This is a genomic window from Flavobacterium sp. GNP008, assembly GCF_056428965.1.
Genome location: NZ_JBWJVL010000001.1, coordinates 183940 through 203069, shown reverse-complemented (window position 1 = coordinate 203069; position 19130 = coordinate 183940). Strand labels below are relative to the sequence as shown.

Sequence of the window (19130 nt, the reverse complement as noted above, 5' to 3'; positions counted from 1 at the left end):
TTTTTCTTACTGCAACAAACTATTAAAACTAATTTTATAAAAGCCCGCCGCCTCCTTGGGTTTCGTTTTTATCTCTTTGCTTTCTCTCGGCCGCTTTGTTTTTTCCACTTCCAAATCTATAGTTGAATCCTAAATACACAGTTCTGCTCTCCCAATTGAATTCCCCATTTGATTTATAAGGGCGTTCTCCATTAAAAGCAAAGCGCATTGTTTTAAAAACATCACTGAATCGCGCACTTATAGTTCCGCTTCCTTTTAATACGTTATAACTTGTACCGATATCCATTTTCCACATTGGACTTCGGTCAAACTGCAGACTTAAATCTCTCCCTCTGTACATTCCAAAAAGCTGAAAACGCAAATCTTTGGTCGCTTTAAACGTATTGTTGATGCGGGCGTTGAATGTGGTAACATCAATTTCTACAAATTCATAATTACCCGGAGTATCCTCAATAGTGCCTTTCGTTTTCTTATTATAAGCATCAAAACTAATATTCGCACTCCACCATTTTTTGAAATCTAAGTTTCCGGACACTTCGATACCATACGCATTATTGGTATCAAAATTATCGTAGGAGATAATTTGCCTGTTGGATGCACTTGGATTCGTAAAAATCACTCGCGTTATTTCGTCTTGAATTCTTCTGTAAAAGATACCGGAAGTGATGGAACCAATTTTAGTTTTTCGGGTGTAATTTAATTCAAATGAGTTAGTGAATTGAGGAACCAGAAACGGATTTCCTTCGGAATCTATGGTAGGTGTACTCCATTCTCTAATAGGATTTACCTGAGAAATGCTTGGTCTGTCGACTCTTCTGGAATAATTCAAACTAAAAGAATTGGTGTCAGTTGGATTAAAAGTTATAAAAGCGGATGGGTAAATACTTAAAATGTCATCTTCAAACTTTGAGTCTTCTTCACTTACTTTTCTAAATAAGGCGTCAACATTGTATTGTTCTAAACGAGCTCCCGCTTGAAAATTCCATTTTTTCCATTGCTTTCCTAAAGTTGCATAGGCAGAATAGAGGGTTCTTTCATAAGTAAAATCAGAATTATAGGTATTGTTCAAAAACAAGTTGTTGTCAGTGTTTTCGTTTCTGCTTTCTAAACCTAATTCCAGTTTAGTAGTTTCGGTAAGTGGGTTTACATAATCAAGATTGATAATGGTATTTTTTCCTATCGTTTTTACATCATTCGTAAAGGAATTAGTAGCTCCATTTACATTAGTATATAATGCATTTTCCGGACTGTCATTTTTATTGTAATTCACTTCTAGTTCTAAATTATGACCTTCTTTTTTAAAGTCTAATTTATAATCAAAATTATAGGTTTCAGAGTGGTTTTTACTTTTATTATCAAAAAACTGTAGTCGGTCATTAGTTTGTGCTGAAACATAATCTACCCTAGTATTTCCAAAATCTTTTCCATTAGAAAGGTTTTGATTGGTATAAAAAGAGAATGTATTTTTCTCGTTAATATTAAAATCAAATCCAATTTTTGCTAAATGAGAGGTATTCTTAGAATTCATGTCAAATATCTGCTTGTTTTCATTGTTTGATTCTTTGCTGTTTATAAAGCCATTGTTTGAATATTTCCCATGATTAAAGCCGTAATTTCCGTAGAAATTAAATTTCCCTGATCTATAGTTTAAGTCAAACGACGAATTTACTTTGGGCGTTATCCCAAAGGTTACACCATTGTTTATACTTCCATTAAATCCTAGTTTGCTGTTCTTATTCAAAACGATGTTGATGATTCCGCTCATTCCCTCCGGATTGTATTTAGCAGATGGATTCGTAATTAATTCGATTTGTTTGATCGATGCTGATGGGATTTGTTGTAATACTTGAGCGGCATCCATATTCGTTGGTTTTCCATCAATAAGGATGCGAACATTAGAATTCCCTCTTAAACTAATGGCATTGGTTTGCGGATCTACACTCACTGATGGAATGTTATTCATGATTTCTCCAGCAGTAGCTCCCGCAGAGATCAAATCTTTACCCACATTAATAATCTTTCTATCAATTTTTTGTACAATTGTTGATCTTTCGCTTACTACTTCGACACCAGCCAGCTGAACAGCGTCTTCTTCTAATACAATTGTATTAAAATTAATGCTGCTGTCTACCGTTAATTTTGCTGATTTTGAAACTGTTTTGTACCCCATAAATTGGATTTCTAGAGTGTAATCTTTCAACGCTAAATTTTTTATTTGAAAGATTCCTTTATCAGAGGTGATCCCGCCCGTAATTACTTTACTGTTTTCCTTTACAACAATATTTACATAGGATAATGGTTCGTTGGTAGTCTTGTCAATAATTTTACCAGTAATACTTCCAGAGTTTTCTAGATTTGACTGTTTGACTGAAGTTTGTGCTTGCGTCGAAAAAAACGTTCCGATAATGCAGATTAAGAGTAATTGGAGTTTCATGATTGATTGTGATTTAATTGATTTGATGATGCAAATATAAATACTTATTTTGATTATTATGTATTACAAGGTACTTTTTTATGCATATTACATATTTTGTTTTTAAATGTACCTAATAGACTAGTCAGGCCCGGTTTTGTTACAATGATTTTGCATTTTTATTTATTTAAATGATAAATAAACCAAAGGGCTATCGGTTAGGATAGCCCTTTGGTTTAATTTATATGGAGTCTGTTTTTTGCTTTTTTACTTTTAATAACAGCTGTATCGTTAAATTGATAAACAGAATAGTTGGGAAGCAGGTGCCATATTTCTTTAGGGAAGTGCAATTTTTCAGTACAAAGGGATACGGTTTAAATAGCTTTATGGATAGCTTAGAATTTTGGGAATCTTAGATGGTCGTATCTAGAAGGTTTAGTCTTTGAATAACCGATATTGATAAGCTGTTAGAAATATGTATGAAAGAGAAGGATATAAATGCAAATAAAACTTATAAAATCAATCCCAAAAAATTAAAAAAGAATGCATGGTATTATTAGAGATTTGTATGAGCGAGAACTATTTTTCTATTTTAACAAATACAAATAATGATGGTAGTAATCCACAATCGCCTTTCCTTTCATCAAAACATCAGCTCCAATAATTCCATGAACGGGTTTTGATTTATGTTGTATCAAAGCTTGATTAACGTGAGATAAATCAAAGATAACAATGTCAAAAGCGATGTCTTTCCAAGAGCCCAGCTGCAATTGGTTTTTTGTAGCAATTTGTGTAAACATTCCTGTTCCACCGGCTCCAGCAGCTTTGGTTTTAGATTTTTTTGCTTCCAATAAAAATAAATCAATACTTTCAAATCCGATACAACTATTGGAGGCTCCAGTGTCAAGAATAAAACTTCCCGTTATACCATTTATTTTTGCTTTTATTAATAGGTGCTGAGTTTTGGTAATCTTAAATTTTACTTTTTTGTAGTTTTCTTTTTTAAGAATATTTTGTAGTTTTTTCATTTTTGCTGAATTTTTCAATCATTCACTTTCAGTTTCACAAAGATACATGGAGTTATTTAATGATTACCAGTAAACGCTTATTCAATGCGAATCTTTTCAGAACCATTTTTTCGACAACTTTTATTCTTGTAATTTTGTACTCTTAAACTTAACACTTGGAAACAAAAATAATAATTACCGATACGCATACTCATTTATATTCAGAGGAGTTTGATCAAGATAGAGCCGAAATGATACAACGGGCAATTGATGCCGGTGTTTCGCGTTTTTTCATACCGGCAATTGACTCCACTTGTACAAAATCCATGTATGAGCTGGAAAAAAATTATCCGGAGAATGTATTCTTGATGATGGGATTGCACCCTACGTACGTAAAAGATAATTATCTGGAAGAATTGAAACACGTAGAAAGCGAACTGACTAAAAGAAAATTTTATGCAATAGGTGAAATAGGAATCGATTTGTATTGGGATAAAACTCATTTAGCACAGCAACAAATCGCTTTCAAAAGGCAAATTCAATTAGCTAAACAATACAATTTACCCATTGTAATTCATTGTCGTGAAGCTTTTGATGAGATATTTGAAATTCTGGAACAGGAAAAATCAGCTAATTTATTTGGAATTTTTCATTGTTTTTCAGGAACGCATGAACAGGCTTTAAAGGCTATATCCTATAATATGAAGCTTGGTATAGGAGGTGTAGTCACTTTTAAAAATGGCAAAATCGATCAGTTTTTGAATCAAATCGATTTGAAACATATCGTTTTAGAGACAGATTCTCCCTATTTAGCACCTATTCCTTTTCGAGGCAAACGCAACGAAAGTAGTTATATTGTTAATGTAGTTGCTAAATTAGCACAAATTTATACCCTTTCGGCAAATGAAATTGTGACTGTGACAACGGATAATTCAAAAGCTATTTTTGGGATTTAAAGAAGAATTTACCTTATTTTGATATTTTTTTTGTTCATTTGCCAACACAAAAATTGAGAACCAAAATGCAGAAATTTGACGCTATTCGGCCATTTTACGATTCCGAAATAAATGAAGCACTTCAAAATGTGATGAATCATCCGATGATGAAGGCATTGATGAATTTTACTTTTCCGGATGTCGCTGACGAAGTTTGGAAAGAACAACTTCATAAAACGCATTCTATTCGTGATTTTCAATGTAATTTTATTTACCAATCCGTTAAAAAAGTATTGGAAAAAAGTTCCGAAGGATTGACTACTTCTGGCTTTGAAACGTTAGAGCCTAATACTTCTTATTTGTTTGTCTCGAATCATCGTGATATTCTCTTGGATACGACGTTATTAAATACTGCTTTATTTGAACATGGGCTAGTAATGACTGCTTCGGCAATTGGCGATAATTTAGTCAAAAAATCGTTTCTGAATACGCTGGCTAAACTAAATCGTAACTTTTTAGTGCAACGTGGCTTAACGCCAAGGGAAATGCTGCAAAGCTCTAAGTTGTTATCGGAATATATAAGTAATTTACTGCTTCATGAAAATCGTTCGGTTTGGATTGCACAGCGGGAAGGAAGAACTAAAGATGGTAATGACGAGACCAATCCTGGTGTGTTGAAAATGCTAGGAATGGGTTCTGATGAAAGTAATTTGATGGATTATTTTAAAAAAATAAAAATAGTGCCCGTTTCTATTTCGTATGAGTATGATCCTACGGATGCTTTGAAAATGCCACAACTTATGGCTGAAGCCAATAATGAAGTGTACATCAAAGAAAAAAATGAAGATTTCATGACAATTCTTAGTGGTGCTTTGGGACAAAAGAAACGAATACACATTCACGTAGGGAAGGTTTTAGATAACGAAATAGATGCGATTAAAGCTGACAATGACAGTACCAATAAGCAAATTGTCGCTTTGGCAAAAGTGATTGATGATGCGATTTTGAGTAATTATAAGCTGTGTCCAACCAATTTTATTGCGTATGACATTGTAAATAAAACAGACCGCTATTCCCATTTGTACACAGAAAACGAAAAATCTTTGTTCGAACGCAGACTCGAAATGCGAATTGATCATGACAATCCTGTAGCTTTAGATGGTTTTTTGGCAATGTATGCAAATCCCGTTGTGAATAAATTAAAATACCATGATGTTGTATAAACCCAAAATACTTTTAATCTATACTGGTGGAACCATTGGTATGAGGAAAGATTTTGAAACTGGTGCACTCATGGCTTTCAATTTCAGCAAATTATTGCAACGAATTCCTGAATTGAAACAATTAGACTGTGAAATAGAAACGATTTCATTTGAGAATCCCATTGATTCTTCGAACATGAATCCTGAAAAATGGGCAAAAATTGCTACAATCGTCGAGGATAATTACACTTCTTTTGATGGATTTGTTGTACTTCATGGATCAGATACGATGTCATATTCCGCATCAGCGCTGAGTTTTATGCTCGAAAATTTGTCGAAACCCGTTATTTTTACAGGCTCCCAATTACCTATTGGGGATTTACGTACCGATGCCAAAGAGAATTTGATTACTGCAATTCAAATTGCTTCTTTGCGTCATAATGATGCGCCGGTTATCACTGAAGTATGTCTTTATTTTGAATACAAATTGTACCGAGGCAATAGAACGACAAAGATTAATGCAGAACATTTCAAAGCATTTACTTCGCCTAATTATCCTGAATTAGTGGAATCCGGAGTCCATTTAAAATTGAATTCCGAATTGTTTTTGCCTAAAAACGAAAATAAGGAATTTAAGGTTCATAAAAGCTTAGATAATAATGTGGCTATTATAAAAATGTTTCCTGGAATCAGTGAAGCAGTTTTATCGGCTATTTTAGACATCCCAAATCTTAAAGGTGTTGTTTTAGAAACTTATGGAGCCGGGAATGCACCTACAGAAGAGTGGTTTTTAGGTTTGTTAAAAAAAGCTATTGCTAGAGGGTTACATATAGTGAATGTCACTCAATGTTCTGGCGGAAGTGTGCGAATGGGACAATATGAGACCAGTACAGGCTTGAAAGAAATTGGAGTAATTTCCGGAAAAGACATTACTACTGAAGGCGCAATAACAAAATTAATGTATTTATTAGGCCAAAAAATAGCTCCAAAGGACTTTAAAACTGTTTTTGAAACTTCTTTGCGAGGAGAAATAGCATAATAGTTAGATTTTACTTTCCTAACTCAATTTTTTTCATGTTATTTGCAACCTCAAATAAAATAGAGAGGTGTCCGAGTGGTTGAAGGAGCTAGCCTGGAAAGCTAGTATGTGGGTAACTGCATCGAGGGTTCGAATCCCTTCCTCTCTGCAAAAAAAATTAATGCTTCCTTAAAGGGAAGCATTTTTTGTTTTAAAACAGGATTTTTATTGGTGTAGTGTGAATGGTAAAAAGGATCTAGTATGATTTTTTTGAGTCGCCTTTCAGAAGCATTTTTATTAATCTCATTAAATAGGGTTAAATAAAACAATATTTAATGGGATTTTATTGTGCATTAAAGTTTTGTAAAAAAGATTATTTGCTGTTAAAACAAGCCATAAAACGATCAGAATAGTATATTTGTAAAGTCTAAAAAAGGCATATAAAGTCTAAAATCTGTTTTTAATAGTCATTGAGCAATTTAAACATAAAACAATATGCGATTTTTTCTGAGTTGGTTTCTTTTTTTATCGGTTTTGAAAGTTTTTTCACAAGAAGTTGCAACTACTGAAAATGCACCTCAGATACAGGTTGACTCCTTGTATCGGGAAGATCAGTTTTATTTTGCAATAACCTACAATACTTTGACCGATAAGCCTTCAGGTTTGTCACAAAGTAAATTTTCATCAGGTCTTTCTGCAGGTTTTTTGAGAGATATGCCTATTAATAAAAATAGAACAGTTGCTATTGCTTCCGGCATAGGTTTTTCCTACAATAATTACAATCAAAATCTAGCTATTTCATCACCAAATGGAACTCCAGTTTATACTATTTTAGATTCAGATATGAGGTATAATAAAAACAAGTTTTCTCTTTTATCTGTAGATGTACCTATCGAGTTCAGATGGAGAACTTCTACTTATGAAAGTCATAAATTCTGGAGGATTTACGGCGGAATAAAATTCAGTTATTTATTGTATGATAAATCAGTTTTTGATGGTGATAGCGGGAAAGTACAGGTTACAGGAAATCCGGATTTTAATAAATTGCAATATGGAGCTTACCTATCATCAGGATACAATACAATAAATTTATATGCTTATTATGGCTTGAATTCTTTGTTTAAATCTGCAAACATTAATGGAGAACCGGTTAACATGAAAGCGTTAAATTTTGGAATTATATTCTATATTTTATAACCACAGTACCAACAAAAGTAACTGTGGAACTGCCCCCAGAAAGAATCCGATTAGCAATTCTTTATATGTGTGAGCTTTCATCTCCAGTCGGGAAGAAGCTACAAAACCATTGAGTAAGATAAGTAGTGTGATAATAAATGTATTCTGAATCCGAAGATGCATGCTCAATCCTATCACAAAAACGGTTAGTGAACTGATTGCAATCATATGAAGACTAGCCTTTATATTTGCAAATAGTAGGATCAAAGCTAATAAAGTACTTAAAAGCCCCCCTAATAGAAAAAAATGGAATTCGGGATATCGGTCTATTGTTATGCTTTTTCGGACCAATAGTATAATTAAAAAGCAATGAATAATTAATGGGATTTTGCGTTGGGACACCTCCACAAGCATAATCGAATTTATATTTCCTGTAGCCCGTAACAGGAAGAATATTAAAACAGGGATAATAATGGTAACAATTATAACTTGAAAAAAAACAAATAGTTTCTCTTGATTTGTAAAGTCAGTTCCTTTAGATAAAAGGTAAAACAGGGTAGCCATAGCCGGTATAAATATCGGATGGAGAATATAAGAAAACGGGGGAAGGATTTTTTTCAAGATGCTGATTATTTTTCTAAAACAAATATAAGTAATCTACCAAAATTAGTGGAGCATATTATCATTGTTTCTTTACTTAAATTAACGGGATTGCTAATAATTATAGTATATCTAAGTCTTCGTTTTGAAAAGAAGTGCTATTTTTGAGAAAGTTTTAGAATTCATAAAACCATTAAAAGTATAATTTTCATAAAAGAAATTTATCGCAAACTCTTTTAATTCCATGACCCAAAAAATTATCAGTAGCATTCAAAATATCTCGGCAAAGTTTATCGGGAACAATAGTGCTTCAATTGTAGATGTGATTTCTATTGACAGCCGATCCTTGCAAAACGGACCACAGACTTTGTTTTTTGCGTTGGTAGGAGCCAATAATGATGCGCACCGGTACATCTCGGATTTAATTGGAAAAGGCGTTCGTAATTTTGTGGTTACCCACATTCCGGAGAATTGTACTCATAAGGCTAATTTTTACGTTGTAGAGGATACCGTATTTGCTTTGCAACAGTTTGCGGCGCAGTATCGCAGTTTATTTGATTTCCCTATTATTGGATTAACCGGCAGTAACGGGAAAACAATAGTAAAAGAGTGGCTAAACTTTCTGTTAAGTCCGGATTATAATATTATTCGAAGTCCAAAGAGTTACAACTCACAAATTGGCGTTCCTTTATCAGTTATTGCAATCAATGAGCAACACAATCTCGGAATTTTTGAAGCTGGGATTTCTACCAGTTTCGAAATGGCAAAATTAGAAACCATTATAAAGCCAACGGTTGGTATTCTAACGAATATTGGCTCTGCACACGATGAGGGTTTTATAAATTTGGAAAATAAAATAAAAGAGAAAATTACCCTTTTTCAAAATTCTGAAGTAGTCATTTACCAAAAGGATGAAATGGTTGATGCTGTTTTTTTTCCAAAAACAAAAGCCTTTACCTGGAGTTTTAATATTAAAGAAGCAGATGTTTTTGTTTTTAATACCCTAACCAGGAATGGTACGACAACACTCCAATACCAATATAATCAAAATTCATTCGAATTAAGAATTCCTTTTCAGGATAAAGCATCTATTGAAAATGCCATTTCCTGCTTGATGGTTTTGTTGTATTTTAAATACGATCAAACAACCATTCAAAACCGGATGAATTTGTTGTATCCTGTAGAAATGCGGTTGAAAGTTAAAAACGGAATCAATAATTGCAGTCTTATTGATGACAGTTATAGTTCTGATTTTCAGTCTTTGAAGATAGCCTTAGATTTTCTAGAAAGCCAAAAGCAGTATAAGAAAAAAACAGTTATTCTTTCTGATATTTTTCAAAGTGGTTTAGCTAATGATGCACTCTATTCTAAAGTTTCCCAATTAATAGTCTCTAATAAAATTGATCGAGTTATAGGGATTGGAGAAATGATTTCGACTTTTGCAAATAAATTTACGAATTGTATTACGTTTAATACAACGGCTGAATTTATATCAAAATTTGATGATTTGAATTTTACCAATGAAACAATTTTAATCAAAGGAGCGAGGACGTTTCAATTTGAAGAAATTGTATCTTTACTAGAAGAAAAAACGCACGAAACCGTTTTGGAAATTAACCTCAATGCGATTGGTCACAACTTAAACTTCTTTAAATCAAAATTGAAGCCGAATGTTAAAATTATGGTGATGGTTAAGGCCTTTGGCTATGGGAACGGCGGTTTTGAAATCGCTAAATTACTGGAGCACCACAAAGTAAATTACCTTGGCGTGGCTTTCGCAGATGAAGGGATTTCGCTGAAAAGTGCAGGAATTCATTTGCCTATTATGGTTTTAAATCCTGAAACGACGAGCTTTTCTGCGATTATTCAACATCAATTGGAACCGGAGATTTATAGCTTAAAAGGACTTCATGCGTTCCTTAAAATTGCGGAACAAAAAAACTTAAAACAATTCCCAATTCACATCAAAATTGATACGGGAATGCATCGTTTGGGTTTTGAAGAAGCTGCAATTGATGATTTGATTGCTACTCTAAAAGGAAATCAAACTGTAAAAGTCAAAAGTATTTTGTCACATTTAGCTACAAGTGACGATTTGAATTACAAGGATTTCACGAATTCACAAATAGATTTATTTGAAAAAGTATCATCAAAATTGATGGAGCAATTACAAATCAAACCATTGCGACACATCCTGAATACTTCAGGAATTACTAATTTTCCTGCTTCGCAGTTTGATATGGTGCGGTTAGGGATTGGTCTCTATGGTGTTTCGAATGATGCGGAAGAACAAAAAAAACTTGAAAACGTTGGTACGCTCAAATCTGTAATTTCACAAATAAGGACCATTGCTGCTGGTGAAAGCGTAGGATATGGCAGAAGATTTTTGGCTGAGAAACCTACAAAAGTTGCCACGATACCCATTGGGTATGCGGACGGTATTTCCAGAAGTTGGGGAAATAGTGTGGGGTTTGTTACAATTAAGAAACACAAAGCATTAATTATTGGTAGTATTTGTATGGACATGCTAATGGTTGATGTTACTGAAATTGAATGTACAGAAGGGGATCAAGTAATCATTTTTGGCGAAAGCCCAACGGTAACGGTTATGGCACAAAAATTAAATACAATACCCTACGAGATTCTTACCAGTATTTCCCAACGAGTAAAGCGTGTATTTTATAGGGAATAATTAAATGTAGATAAAGGGATTAATGGCTTAAAATTGTATTAAATTCGTTTAAAAAATAAATTGTAATCTAAAAAATAAATTATGGGGTTCTTTGGCGATTTCAAAGCTTCTTTAATGAAAGGCGATGTTTTAAGTTTGGCAACAGCTGTAGTTATTGCTGGTGCATTTGGTAAAATTGTTGGATCTGCTGTTGATGATATCATTATGCCAATTGTAGGTTTGATTACAGGTGGAATTGATTTTACCCAAAAATTCATCACCTTGGATGGTAACAGTTATCCTGATTTACCTGCAGCTAAAGCCGCAGGAGCCGCAGTACTCACCTATGGGAATTTAGTTCAAGCGATTATTAACTTCGTTATTATTGCTTTTTTCGTTTTTGTAATTTTAAGAGCTGCTGAAAAAGCAAAGAAGAAGGAAGTAGTCGTTGTCGTTGCACCGGTGGGACCAACTCAAGAAGAATTACTAATACAGATAAGAGATTTAATAAAAAAATAATTACCGCTATCCTATATATTCTAATTTATCCTGAATTAATTTCAGGACTAAACCGCTATGTAATTGAGGCGGTTTTTTTTGGTGCAAAAAGTAAATATTTTACAACACAACTAAATCAAAAAGAGAATTTCAGGATTATTATCCAACTAAAACTACTGAATGTTGTATTTGTAACATTTTGTTATTTTTTGTGAAGCTACTTGTTTTGATTTCAATATTACTTACTTTTGTACTTCAAATTTAATATTCAATAATATAATATAAGATGAGAATAGCAGTTGTAGGAGCCACCGGAATGGTTGGCGAAGTAATGTTGAAAGTTTTAGCAGAAAGAAATTTCCCTGTAACAGAGTTAATTCCTGTAGCTTCAGAGCGATCAATAGGGAAAGAAATTGAGTATAAGGGCAAAAAATATAAAGTCGTAGGCATGCAAACTGCGGTAGACATGAAAGCAGATATTGCTCTGTTTTCTGCTGGTGGAGATACATCATTAGAATGGGCTCCAAAATTTGCAGCAGCAGGAACAACCGTTATCGATAATTCATCAGCTTGGAGAATGGATCCAACCAAAAAATTAATTGTGCCGGAAATCAATGCATCAGAATTGACTACAGCAGATAAAATTATCGCAAATCCAAACTGTTCTACCATTCAAATGGTATTGGTTTTGGCTCCTTTGCACAAAAAATACAACATTAAGCGTGTGATTGTTTCTACCTACCAATCCATAACCGGAACCGGAGTAAAAGCAGTGCAACAATTGGAAAATGAATATGCAGGTGTTCAAGGTGAGATGGCTTATAAATATCCAATTCATAGGAATGCCATTCCACAATGTGATTCATTCGAAGAAAATGGATACACTAAAGAAGAAATGAAACTGGTTCGTGAAACCAAAAAAATATTAAGTGACAATACCATTGCCGTTACAGCAACAGCAGTTCGCGTGCCAATTGTAGGCGGACACAGCGAAGCAGTAAACGTAGAATTCTCAAAGGATTTTGACCTAAACGAAGTAAGAAATATTTTGCATCATACCGATGGCGTAGTTGTTCAGGACAACAATGACACTTATACCTACCCAATGCCGATGTATGCTCAAGGTAAAGATGATGTTTTTGTAGGTAGAATTCGTCGTGACGAAAGCCAAGAAAACACCTTGAATATGTGGATTGTTGCGGATAACTTGAGAAAAGGAGCAGCAACAAATACGATACAAATCGCAGAATATTTGATGGAAGCCAAATTGGTGTAAATTATTTTCATTTTTTTAAATAGAACCATTTATCTAACAAAAACACATTTTGTTAAATAAATGGTTTTTATTTTTGCCTGTTTCATTATCTTTGGCTCGGATGAAAAAGAATAAACTCATAATAAGTCTTTCTCTGATTGTTACGGTATTGTTTTCAATGCTGTTTCAGTCTTTTCATACCTATGAGCATTTGGCAAAACAGCTTGCCGAAAAACAATGCCACCATAAATATAATGTTACCGGTACAGAAATAACGCACCACCACCACAAATTAGATCATTGTTATGTTTGTGAATTTGCTTTTGGAAGCTATATTACTCCAAAAGATTTCTCCTACCAATTGTATGCTAAAATTGAAGAAATTCCTCATTTTAATTCTGCTGAGAAAACCATTATTTTCTTTTCCGGTAGTTTATATTTCCTTCGAGGTCCACCAGTAAATAGCTAAATTCAATTTATTTTCCATACAATTTCATGAATTTGATTTTGTTGGATACTTTTTATTTACTTAATAATTTCTATTCTTGGCGAAATTTCTTCTGAATAAAGTCACGAGAAGGAATACTACAATCATTTTCAATGAAAAAATTTATTATAACCCTATTCTTGGGGTTTTCAGCATTGCTTCAAGCACAAAACACGCTTTCTGGAACCGTAACTAATATAAGGAACCAACCTGTAAAAGGCGTTTCAGTATATGCATCAGAATTGCATAAAGGAACCACAACAGATGAAAACGGAAAATATGCATTTTCAAATCTTCCAAATAGGAACTTAAAAATCAGCTTTACATCCATAGGTTTTGCTACACAAAATAAAACCATAAGCAGTCTTCAAAAAGAAAATACGCTTGATATTATCCTGCAAGAAACAATATTCGAAATGGATGAGGTAATTATTTCAACCGCTTTTAATAAAATACAATCACAAAATGTGATGAAAGTAGAGCACGAAAGTATTAAAAATTTGCAGCGAAAAGGAACAGCCACTTTAATTGAAGGATTGGCGACTATTCCCGGAGTTTCTCAGGTTTCTACCGGAACATCTATTGGGAAACCGGTGATTCGTGGTTTGAGCGGGAATCGTGTTTTGGTGTATTCTCAAGGTGTTCGTATAGAAAATCAACAGTTTGGAGACGAACATGGATTGGGGTTAAACGATTCCGGAATAGAAAGTGTGGAGGTGATTAAAGGACCGGCTTCTTTGTTATACGGTTCTGATGCTTTGGGAGGTGTTTTGTATTTTAACCCTGAAAAATTTGCTGATGCGAATACCTTTAAAGCTAATTTTAGTCAAAAATACTTTTCAAATACTGCTGGAAGCAATTCCTCTTTGGGTTTTAAAACTTCCTCCGATAATTGGAAATTTCTTGCTCGTGGAAGTTACAATACGCATTCGGATTATAAAATTGCTGATGGCGACCGAGTGACTAATACCCGGTACAATGAAACTGATTTCAAGACAGGAATTGGTTATAGTAATGCTAAGTTTTCAAGTGTATTGCGTTACAATTATAATAAATTAGATTTAGGAATTCCTGAAAATGGTATTGCGGATCAAACAACAAGCAAGAAAACTGGATTTCCAAAACAAGGAATTTTTAATCACTTATGGAGTTTAAACAATGTTTTCTTTTTCGAAAAATCAAAGTTAGATCTTGATTTAGGGTACATTGCCAATGATCGAAGTGAGTTTGAAGACAGTGATGTAGCAGCTTTGCACATGAAATTGAAAACATTCAATTACAATGCTAAATACCACTTTCCAAAAATGGGAAAAATAGAAACCATTGTTGGGGTTCAGGGTATGTACCAAACCAATAGAAATTCAGGGGAAGAATATTTAATTCCGGATGCGATTACCAATGATTTTGGTGTTTTTGGGACCGCTAATTATGAGTGGAATACCAATGTATTACAAGCGGGATTACGATTTGACAATAGAAACATAACTACGGATGCACAGGGAACCGCAGGGGAACAAGGTTCTTTTAAAGCTATCGATAAATCATACGACAGTTTTAATGCGTCTTTAGGGTACAAAACCAATCTGGCCGATGATATTACGTTGCGTTTGAACGTAGCTTCTGGTTTTAGAGCGCCAAATCTTGCCGAATTAACTTCTAATGGTGTTCATGAAGGAACGAATCGCTATGAAGTAGGAAACAGTGATTTAGCGACCGAGCAAAATGTACAAACAGATTTGAATTTAGAATATAAGAATAGTCATTTTGAGTTTTTTATAAACGGATTTTACAATCACATCAACAATTATATCTACACTTCCCCAACAGGAGAAGTGATTGAAGAAAATATTGTTTTTGATTATATTCAGAATAATGCTAAATTATATGGAGGTGAAGTCGGACTTCATTTTCACCCACATCCGTTGGATTGGTTGCATTTTGAAACGAGCTTTGAAACGGTAACTGGCGAGAAGCAAAACGGAGATTACTTGCCACTAATCCCAGCAAACAATTGGAATAACACCATTAGAACCGAATTCAAAATTAATAATTGGCTCGAAGATGGTTTTGCAACCTTAAATGTTTCCAGTACGTTCAATCAAAAAAATGTAAGTGGATTTGAAACGGAATCGAATGGGTATAACTTGGTAAATTTAGGTTTTGGCGGAACTGTAAAGTTGGGTAAAACTACTTTTGATGTCAATATAAACGGGAATAATTTATTTGATAAAAGATACATTGCACATCTTTCCCGTCTAAAAACCGATGGTATTCCAAACATTGGAAGAAACATCGTTTTAGGTGTGAATTTTAATTTGTAATTCATTTGCTTGAGCAAAACATAAAGCGCTATTCGAAAGAATAGCGCTTTTTTTGGTTTTATTTAAGACTTTTCCTCATTTGGAACACTAACTATTTTCCTATTTTTGTAACAACCTAAAACACAATCTAATGAAAAAAACTTTTTTAATAATGGCTGTATCTTCTGCAATGGCAACTTTCGGCCAAAACCAAAAACCAAAATCGGTGACGTATCCCACCACTAGTAAAGGAGAAACCGTTGACGTATATTTCGATACAAAACTTCCGGATCCCTACCGCTGGCTCGAAGACGACAAATCTGCTGAAACCGGTGCTTGGGTAAAAGCCCAAAACGAAGTGACGTATGGTTATTTAGCGCAAATTCCGTTTCGGGATGTCCTAAAAGCAAGAATGGAAAAACTGTGGAATTATGAAAAAATAGGTGCACCTTTCAAAGAAGGAAATTTCACCTATTACTATAAAAATAACGGTTTGCAAAACCAATCGGTGTTGTATAGAAAAGACGCCAAAGGAACCGAAACCGTGTTCTTGGACCCGAATACGTTTTCTAAAGACGGAACCACTTCGCTGGGCGGACTGGATTTCTCCAAAGACGGTTCTAAAGTGGCCTATGCCATCTCAGAAGGCGGAAGCGACTGGAGAAAAGTCATTATCATGGATGCCATTACCCAAAAAATTATTGAAGACACGATTGTCGATGTGAAATTTAGCGGTGTGTCTTGGAAAGGAAATGAAGGATTCTACTATTCTAGTTATGACAAACCAAAAGGAAGCGAATTATCGGCAAAAACCGACCAGCATAAACTGTATTTTCACCAGTTGGGAACCGCACAAAAAGACGATAAAGTAATTTTTGGTGCCGACCAAAAACGCCGTTATGTAGGTGGTGGCGTGACCGAAGATGATCGTTATTTAGTAATCACCGCATCCAATTCTACTTACGGAAACGAATTGTACATCAAAGACCTGACAAAACCGAACAGTCCTATTGTAACTATTGTTGATAATTTCAAGAGCGACAACGACATCATAGAAAACGAAGGAGGAAAATTATTCATAGAAACCGATTTGAATGCGCCCAATAAACGTATTGTTACCGTGGATGTCAATAACCCAAAACCGGAAAACTGGAAAGATTTCATTGCAGAGACCGAGAATGTATTGTCTCCATCAACAGGTGGCGGTTTTTTCTTTGCCAATTATATGAAAGATGCCGTTTCGGTGGTGAAACAATACGATTATTCAGGGAAACTGGTTCGTGAAATTCAATTGCCAGGAGTAGGAACTGCCGGTGGTTTTGGCGGAAAGAAAAAAGAAAAAACCTTGTATTATTCTTTTACAAATTACATTACTCCGGGTTCTACTTTTTCATTCGAACCACAAGCAGGAACTTCTGCGGTGTATCAAAAACCAAAAGTAGATTTCGATAGCGCGCAATACGAATCGAAACAAGTGTTTTATACCTCTAAGGATGGAACCAAAATCCCAATGATTATCACGCATAAAAAAGGATTGAAACTCGATGGGACAAATCAAACCATGTTGTATGGTTATGGAGGATTTAACGTGAGTTTGACACCAAGTTTCAGTATTGCCAATGCTGTTTGGATGGAAAACGGAGGCGTTTACGCAGTGCCTAATTTACGTGGCGGTGGCGAATACGGTAAAAAATGGCACGATGCGGGAACCAAAATGCAAAAACAAAATGTATTTGATGATTTTATCGCGGCGGCAGAATACCTGATTGCGGAGAAATATACCTCTTCACAATATCTTGCCATTCGCGGTGGGTCAAACGGAGGATTGCTTGTAGGAGCTACCATGACGCAACGTCCCGATTTGATGCGTGTGGCTTTACCAGCAGTGGGTGTGATGGACATGTTGCGTTACCATACCTTTACGGCAGGAGCAGGTTGGGCGTATGATTACGGAACGGCGCAGGACAGTAAGGAAATGTTCAATTACATCAAAGGGTATTCTCCAGTACACAACATCCAAAAAGGGATTCAATATCCAGCAACCATGGTCACTACAGGCGATCACGATGACAGGGTAGTACCGGCACACAGTTTCAAGTTTGCTGCCGAATTGCAGGAGAAACAAACCGGAACAAATCCAACTTTAATTAGAATTGACATTAATGCAGGACACGGCGCTGGAAAATCCGTGGCAGCAACCATCCAGGAAAATGTCGATATTCAGGCCTTTACCTTATATAATATGGGAGTGGTGGTGTTGCCAGAGTTGGAATAACAGGATTTATTTCAGGAGCTATTTCCTGCTATTCGTTGCAATCTTTATATCCGCCGAAAAGGCGGAAATAAAGGATTTCCACTGCTATCAGGGCTAGGGCATTCGATTTCTCAGACTATTGTCATTGCGAGGAGTCGCGAAGTACGTGGCAAAGCAATCACATCATAAATTATAAGAAGTTCAAAAAACGCTATTCGAAAGAGTAGCGTTTTTTTGTAGAATAAATTTACTTATCAAAAAATCAAGTTGAAAACTAAAAATTAATGAGGTCAATTGTAGGCGGGTCAATTGTATAATTAATTATGATTTGGATTTTTTTTACGTTATTAATGAGCCGTTGTGTGAAAAGCAATATTAAAATAGTTTTGTTCCGCTACACTTTAAAATATTTATATTTGTGTAGCAGATAAATAACAATATAGCTCAAAAAAATCTTTGGACTCGTGAAAAATTAATACTTGCTTTTAATCTATATTTAAAAATTGAATTCGGGAAAACTCATAAGGGTAATCCAAAAGTTATTGCTTTGGCAAATATATTAGGAAGAACGCCAAGTTCTAACGAGATGAGGTTAGGTAATTTTGCTAGTGTAGATCAAATCATCAAGGAAGAGAAGTGGGCGGTTTAAAAGCAGACATTACTATTTTCTTTACTGATGATTTTACTGAAGAAAATTCGCAACTACAGTTTTTGGATAATCTAAATTCAAAACAAGAAATCGAAAATTGGGTTGCTAAATTAACTTCTCGATTTGTAATTAAATTTGATTCAGAGTTTGAAAACGAGAATAATTTCATTTATGATTATTTAGAAAATGGATAATCCAATTCCTTCCTAACTCCACAATTTATCTCTTTTATTATCACAATGTTTTATTAATTGGCTCGTTTTTTCATACTGCAATCGGTAAATTTGAAAGACAACATTAAATAAATAAAAAAATGACAGTACAAATTAACACAGACAACAATGTAGAGGGAAACGCACGTTTGAAAGCGTATATTGCAGAGGAATTAGAAATAGCTTTGGCTCGTTTTGAAGATAAAGTAACCCGATTAGAAGTGCATCTTGGTGATGAAAACAGCGATAAAACGGGAGTAAACGACAAACGATGTCTTATTGAGGCTCGACCAATAAACATGCAGCCCGTAGCGGTTACCAATCATGCAGATACCACAGAGAAAGCTTTTCAAGGAGCATTGGACAAAATAAAAAAAGTATTAGACACCGCTTTCGAAAAACAGAAAGCGTATTAAATAGTTGCCACTTGGCAAATAAGCATAAAACTAAAAT

The 19130-nt window shown here is 34.5% G+C and carries 14 protein-coding genes and 1 tRNA gene; 13 read left to right on the top strand and 2 right to left on the bottom strand.

What is annotated here, in order from left to right:
- Nucleotides 1-34: 34 nt before the first annotated feature.
- Both AC0608_RS00905 and AC0608_RS00900 read right to left on the bottom strand, forming a co-directional pair.
- Nucleotides 35-2434 carry a TonB-dependent receptor gene (locus tag AC0608_RS00905; RefSeq protein WP_478287806.1) on the bottom strand — a complete coding sequence of 800 codons (2400 nt, stop codon included), beginning with the start codon at nucleotides 2432-2434 and terminating at the stop codon, nucleotides 35-37.
- A gap of 566 nt (nucleotides 2435-3000) precedes the next feature.
- Nucleotides 3001-3441 carry a retropepsin-like aspartic protease gene (locus AC0608_RS00900; protein ID WP_417958355.1) on the bottom strand — a complete coding sequence of 147 codons (441 nt, stop codon included), beginning with the start codon at nucleotides 3439-3441 and terminating at the stop codon, nucleotides 3001-3003.
- A 167-nt stretch (nucleotides 3442-3608) separates the two neighbouring features.
- Between AC0608_RS00900 and AC0608_RS00895 the strand changes: the two genes are divergently transcribed.
- From AC0608_RS00895 to AC0608_RS00835, 13 genes are all read left to right on the top strand, one after another.
- Complete coding sequence (locus AC0608_RS00895; RefSeq protein WP_478288500.1) at nucleotides 3609-4376, top strand: TatD family hydrolase; 768 nt, start codon at nucleotides 3609-3611, stop codon at nucleotides 4374-4376.
- 65 nt (nucleotides 4377-4441) lie between these two features.
- Nucleotides 4442-5578, top strand: coding sequence for a 1-acyl-sn-glycerol-3-phosphate acyltransferase (locus AC0608_RS00890; protein WP_478287805.1), 1137 nt, complete (start codon nucleotides 4442-4444; stop codon nucleotides 5576-5578).
- The gene (locus AC0608_RS00885) at nucleotides 5568-6596 is read left to right on the top strand and encodes an asparaginase (protein WP_478288499.1); all 1029 of its coding nucleotides are present in this window, start codon (nucleotides 5568-5570) and stop codon (nucleotides 6594-6596) included. Before AC0608_RS00890 ends, AC0608_RS00885 begins: the two co-directional genes overlap by 11 nt.
- A gap of 61 nt (nucleotides 6597-6657) precedes the next feature.
- Nucleotides 6658-6744: transfer RNA gene (locus AC0608_RS00880), tRNA-Ser, on the top strand.
- 326 nt (nucleotides 6745-7070) lie between these two features.
- A complete protein-coding gene (locus tag AC0608_RS00875) occupies nucleotides 7071-7772 on the top strand; it encodes a porin family protein (protein WP_478287804.1) in 702 nt (233 codons plus the stop codon).
- An 823-nt stretch (nucleotides 7773-8595) separates the two neighbouring features.
- Entirely contained in the window at nucleotides 8596-11043 is a 2448-nt protein-coding gene (locus tag AC0608_RS00870) for a bifunctional UDP-N-acetylmuramoyl-tripeptide:D-alanyl-D-alanine ligase/alanine racemase (RefSeq protein WP_478287803.1), read from the top strand.
- A gap of 81 nt (nucleotides 11044-11124) precedes the next feature.
- Nucleotides 11125-11541 carry a large conductance mechanosensitive channel protein MscL gene (mscL, locus tag AC0608_RS00865; protein ID WP_478287802.1) on the top strand — a complete coding sequence of 139 codons (417 nt, stop codon included), beginning with the start codon at nucleotides 11125-11127 and terminating at the stop codon, nucleotides 11539-11541.
- Nucleotides 11542-11806: 265 nt separating this feature from the next.
- Nucleotides 11807-12796 (top strand): aspartate-semialdehyde dehydrogenase, encoded by a 990-nt coding sequence (locus tag AC0608_RS00860; protein WP_478287801.1) that lies wholly within the window; start codon nucleotides 11807-11809, stop codon nucleotides 12794-12796.
- Nucleotides 12797-12896: 100 nt separating this feature from the next.
- Nucleotides 12897-13244: a hypothetical protein gene (locus AC0608_RS00855; RefSeq protein ID WP_417958346.1), complete on the top strand. Its 348-nt coding sequence runs from the start codon at nucleotides 12897-12899 to the stop codon at nucleotides 13242-13244.
- Nucleotides 13245-13375: 131 nt separating this feature from the next.
- Nucleotides 13376-15583 (top strand): TonB-dependent receptor, encoded by a 2208-nt coding sequence (locus AC0608_RS00850; protein WP_478287800.1) that lies wholly within the window; start codon nucleotides 13376-13378, stop codon nucleotides 15581-15583.
- 151 nt (nucleotides 15584-15734) lie between these two features.
- Nucleotides 15735-17837 carry a prolyl oligopeptidase family serine peptidase gene (locus AC0608_RS00845; protein ID WP_478288498.1) on the top strand — a complete coding sequence of 701 codons (2103 nt, stop codon included), beginning with the start codon at nucleotides 15735-15737 and terminating at the stop codon, nucleotides 17835-17837.
- Nucleotides 17838-18452: 615 nt separating this feature from the next.
- Entirely contained in the window at nucleotides 18453-18659 is a 207-nt protein-coding gene (locus AC0608_RS00840; RefSeq protein ID WP_478287799.1) for a hypothetical protein, read from the top strand.
- Between the two features lie 119 nt (nucleotides 18660-18778).
- Nucleotides 18779-19093, top strand: a complete 315-nt coding sequence (locus AC0608_RS00835; RefSeq protein ID WP_478287798.1) for an HPF/RaiA family ribosome-associated protein — start codon at nucleotides 18779-18781, stop codon at nucleotides 19091-19093.
- The last annotated feature ends 37 nt before the right edge of the window (nucleotides 19094-19130 follow it).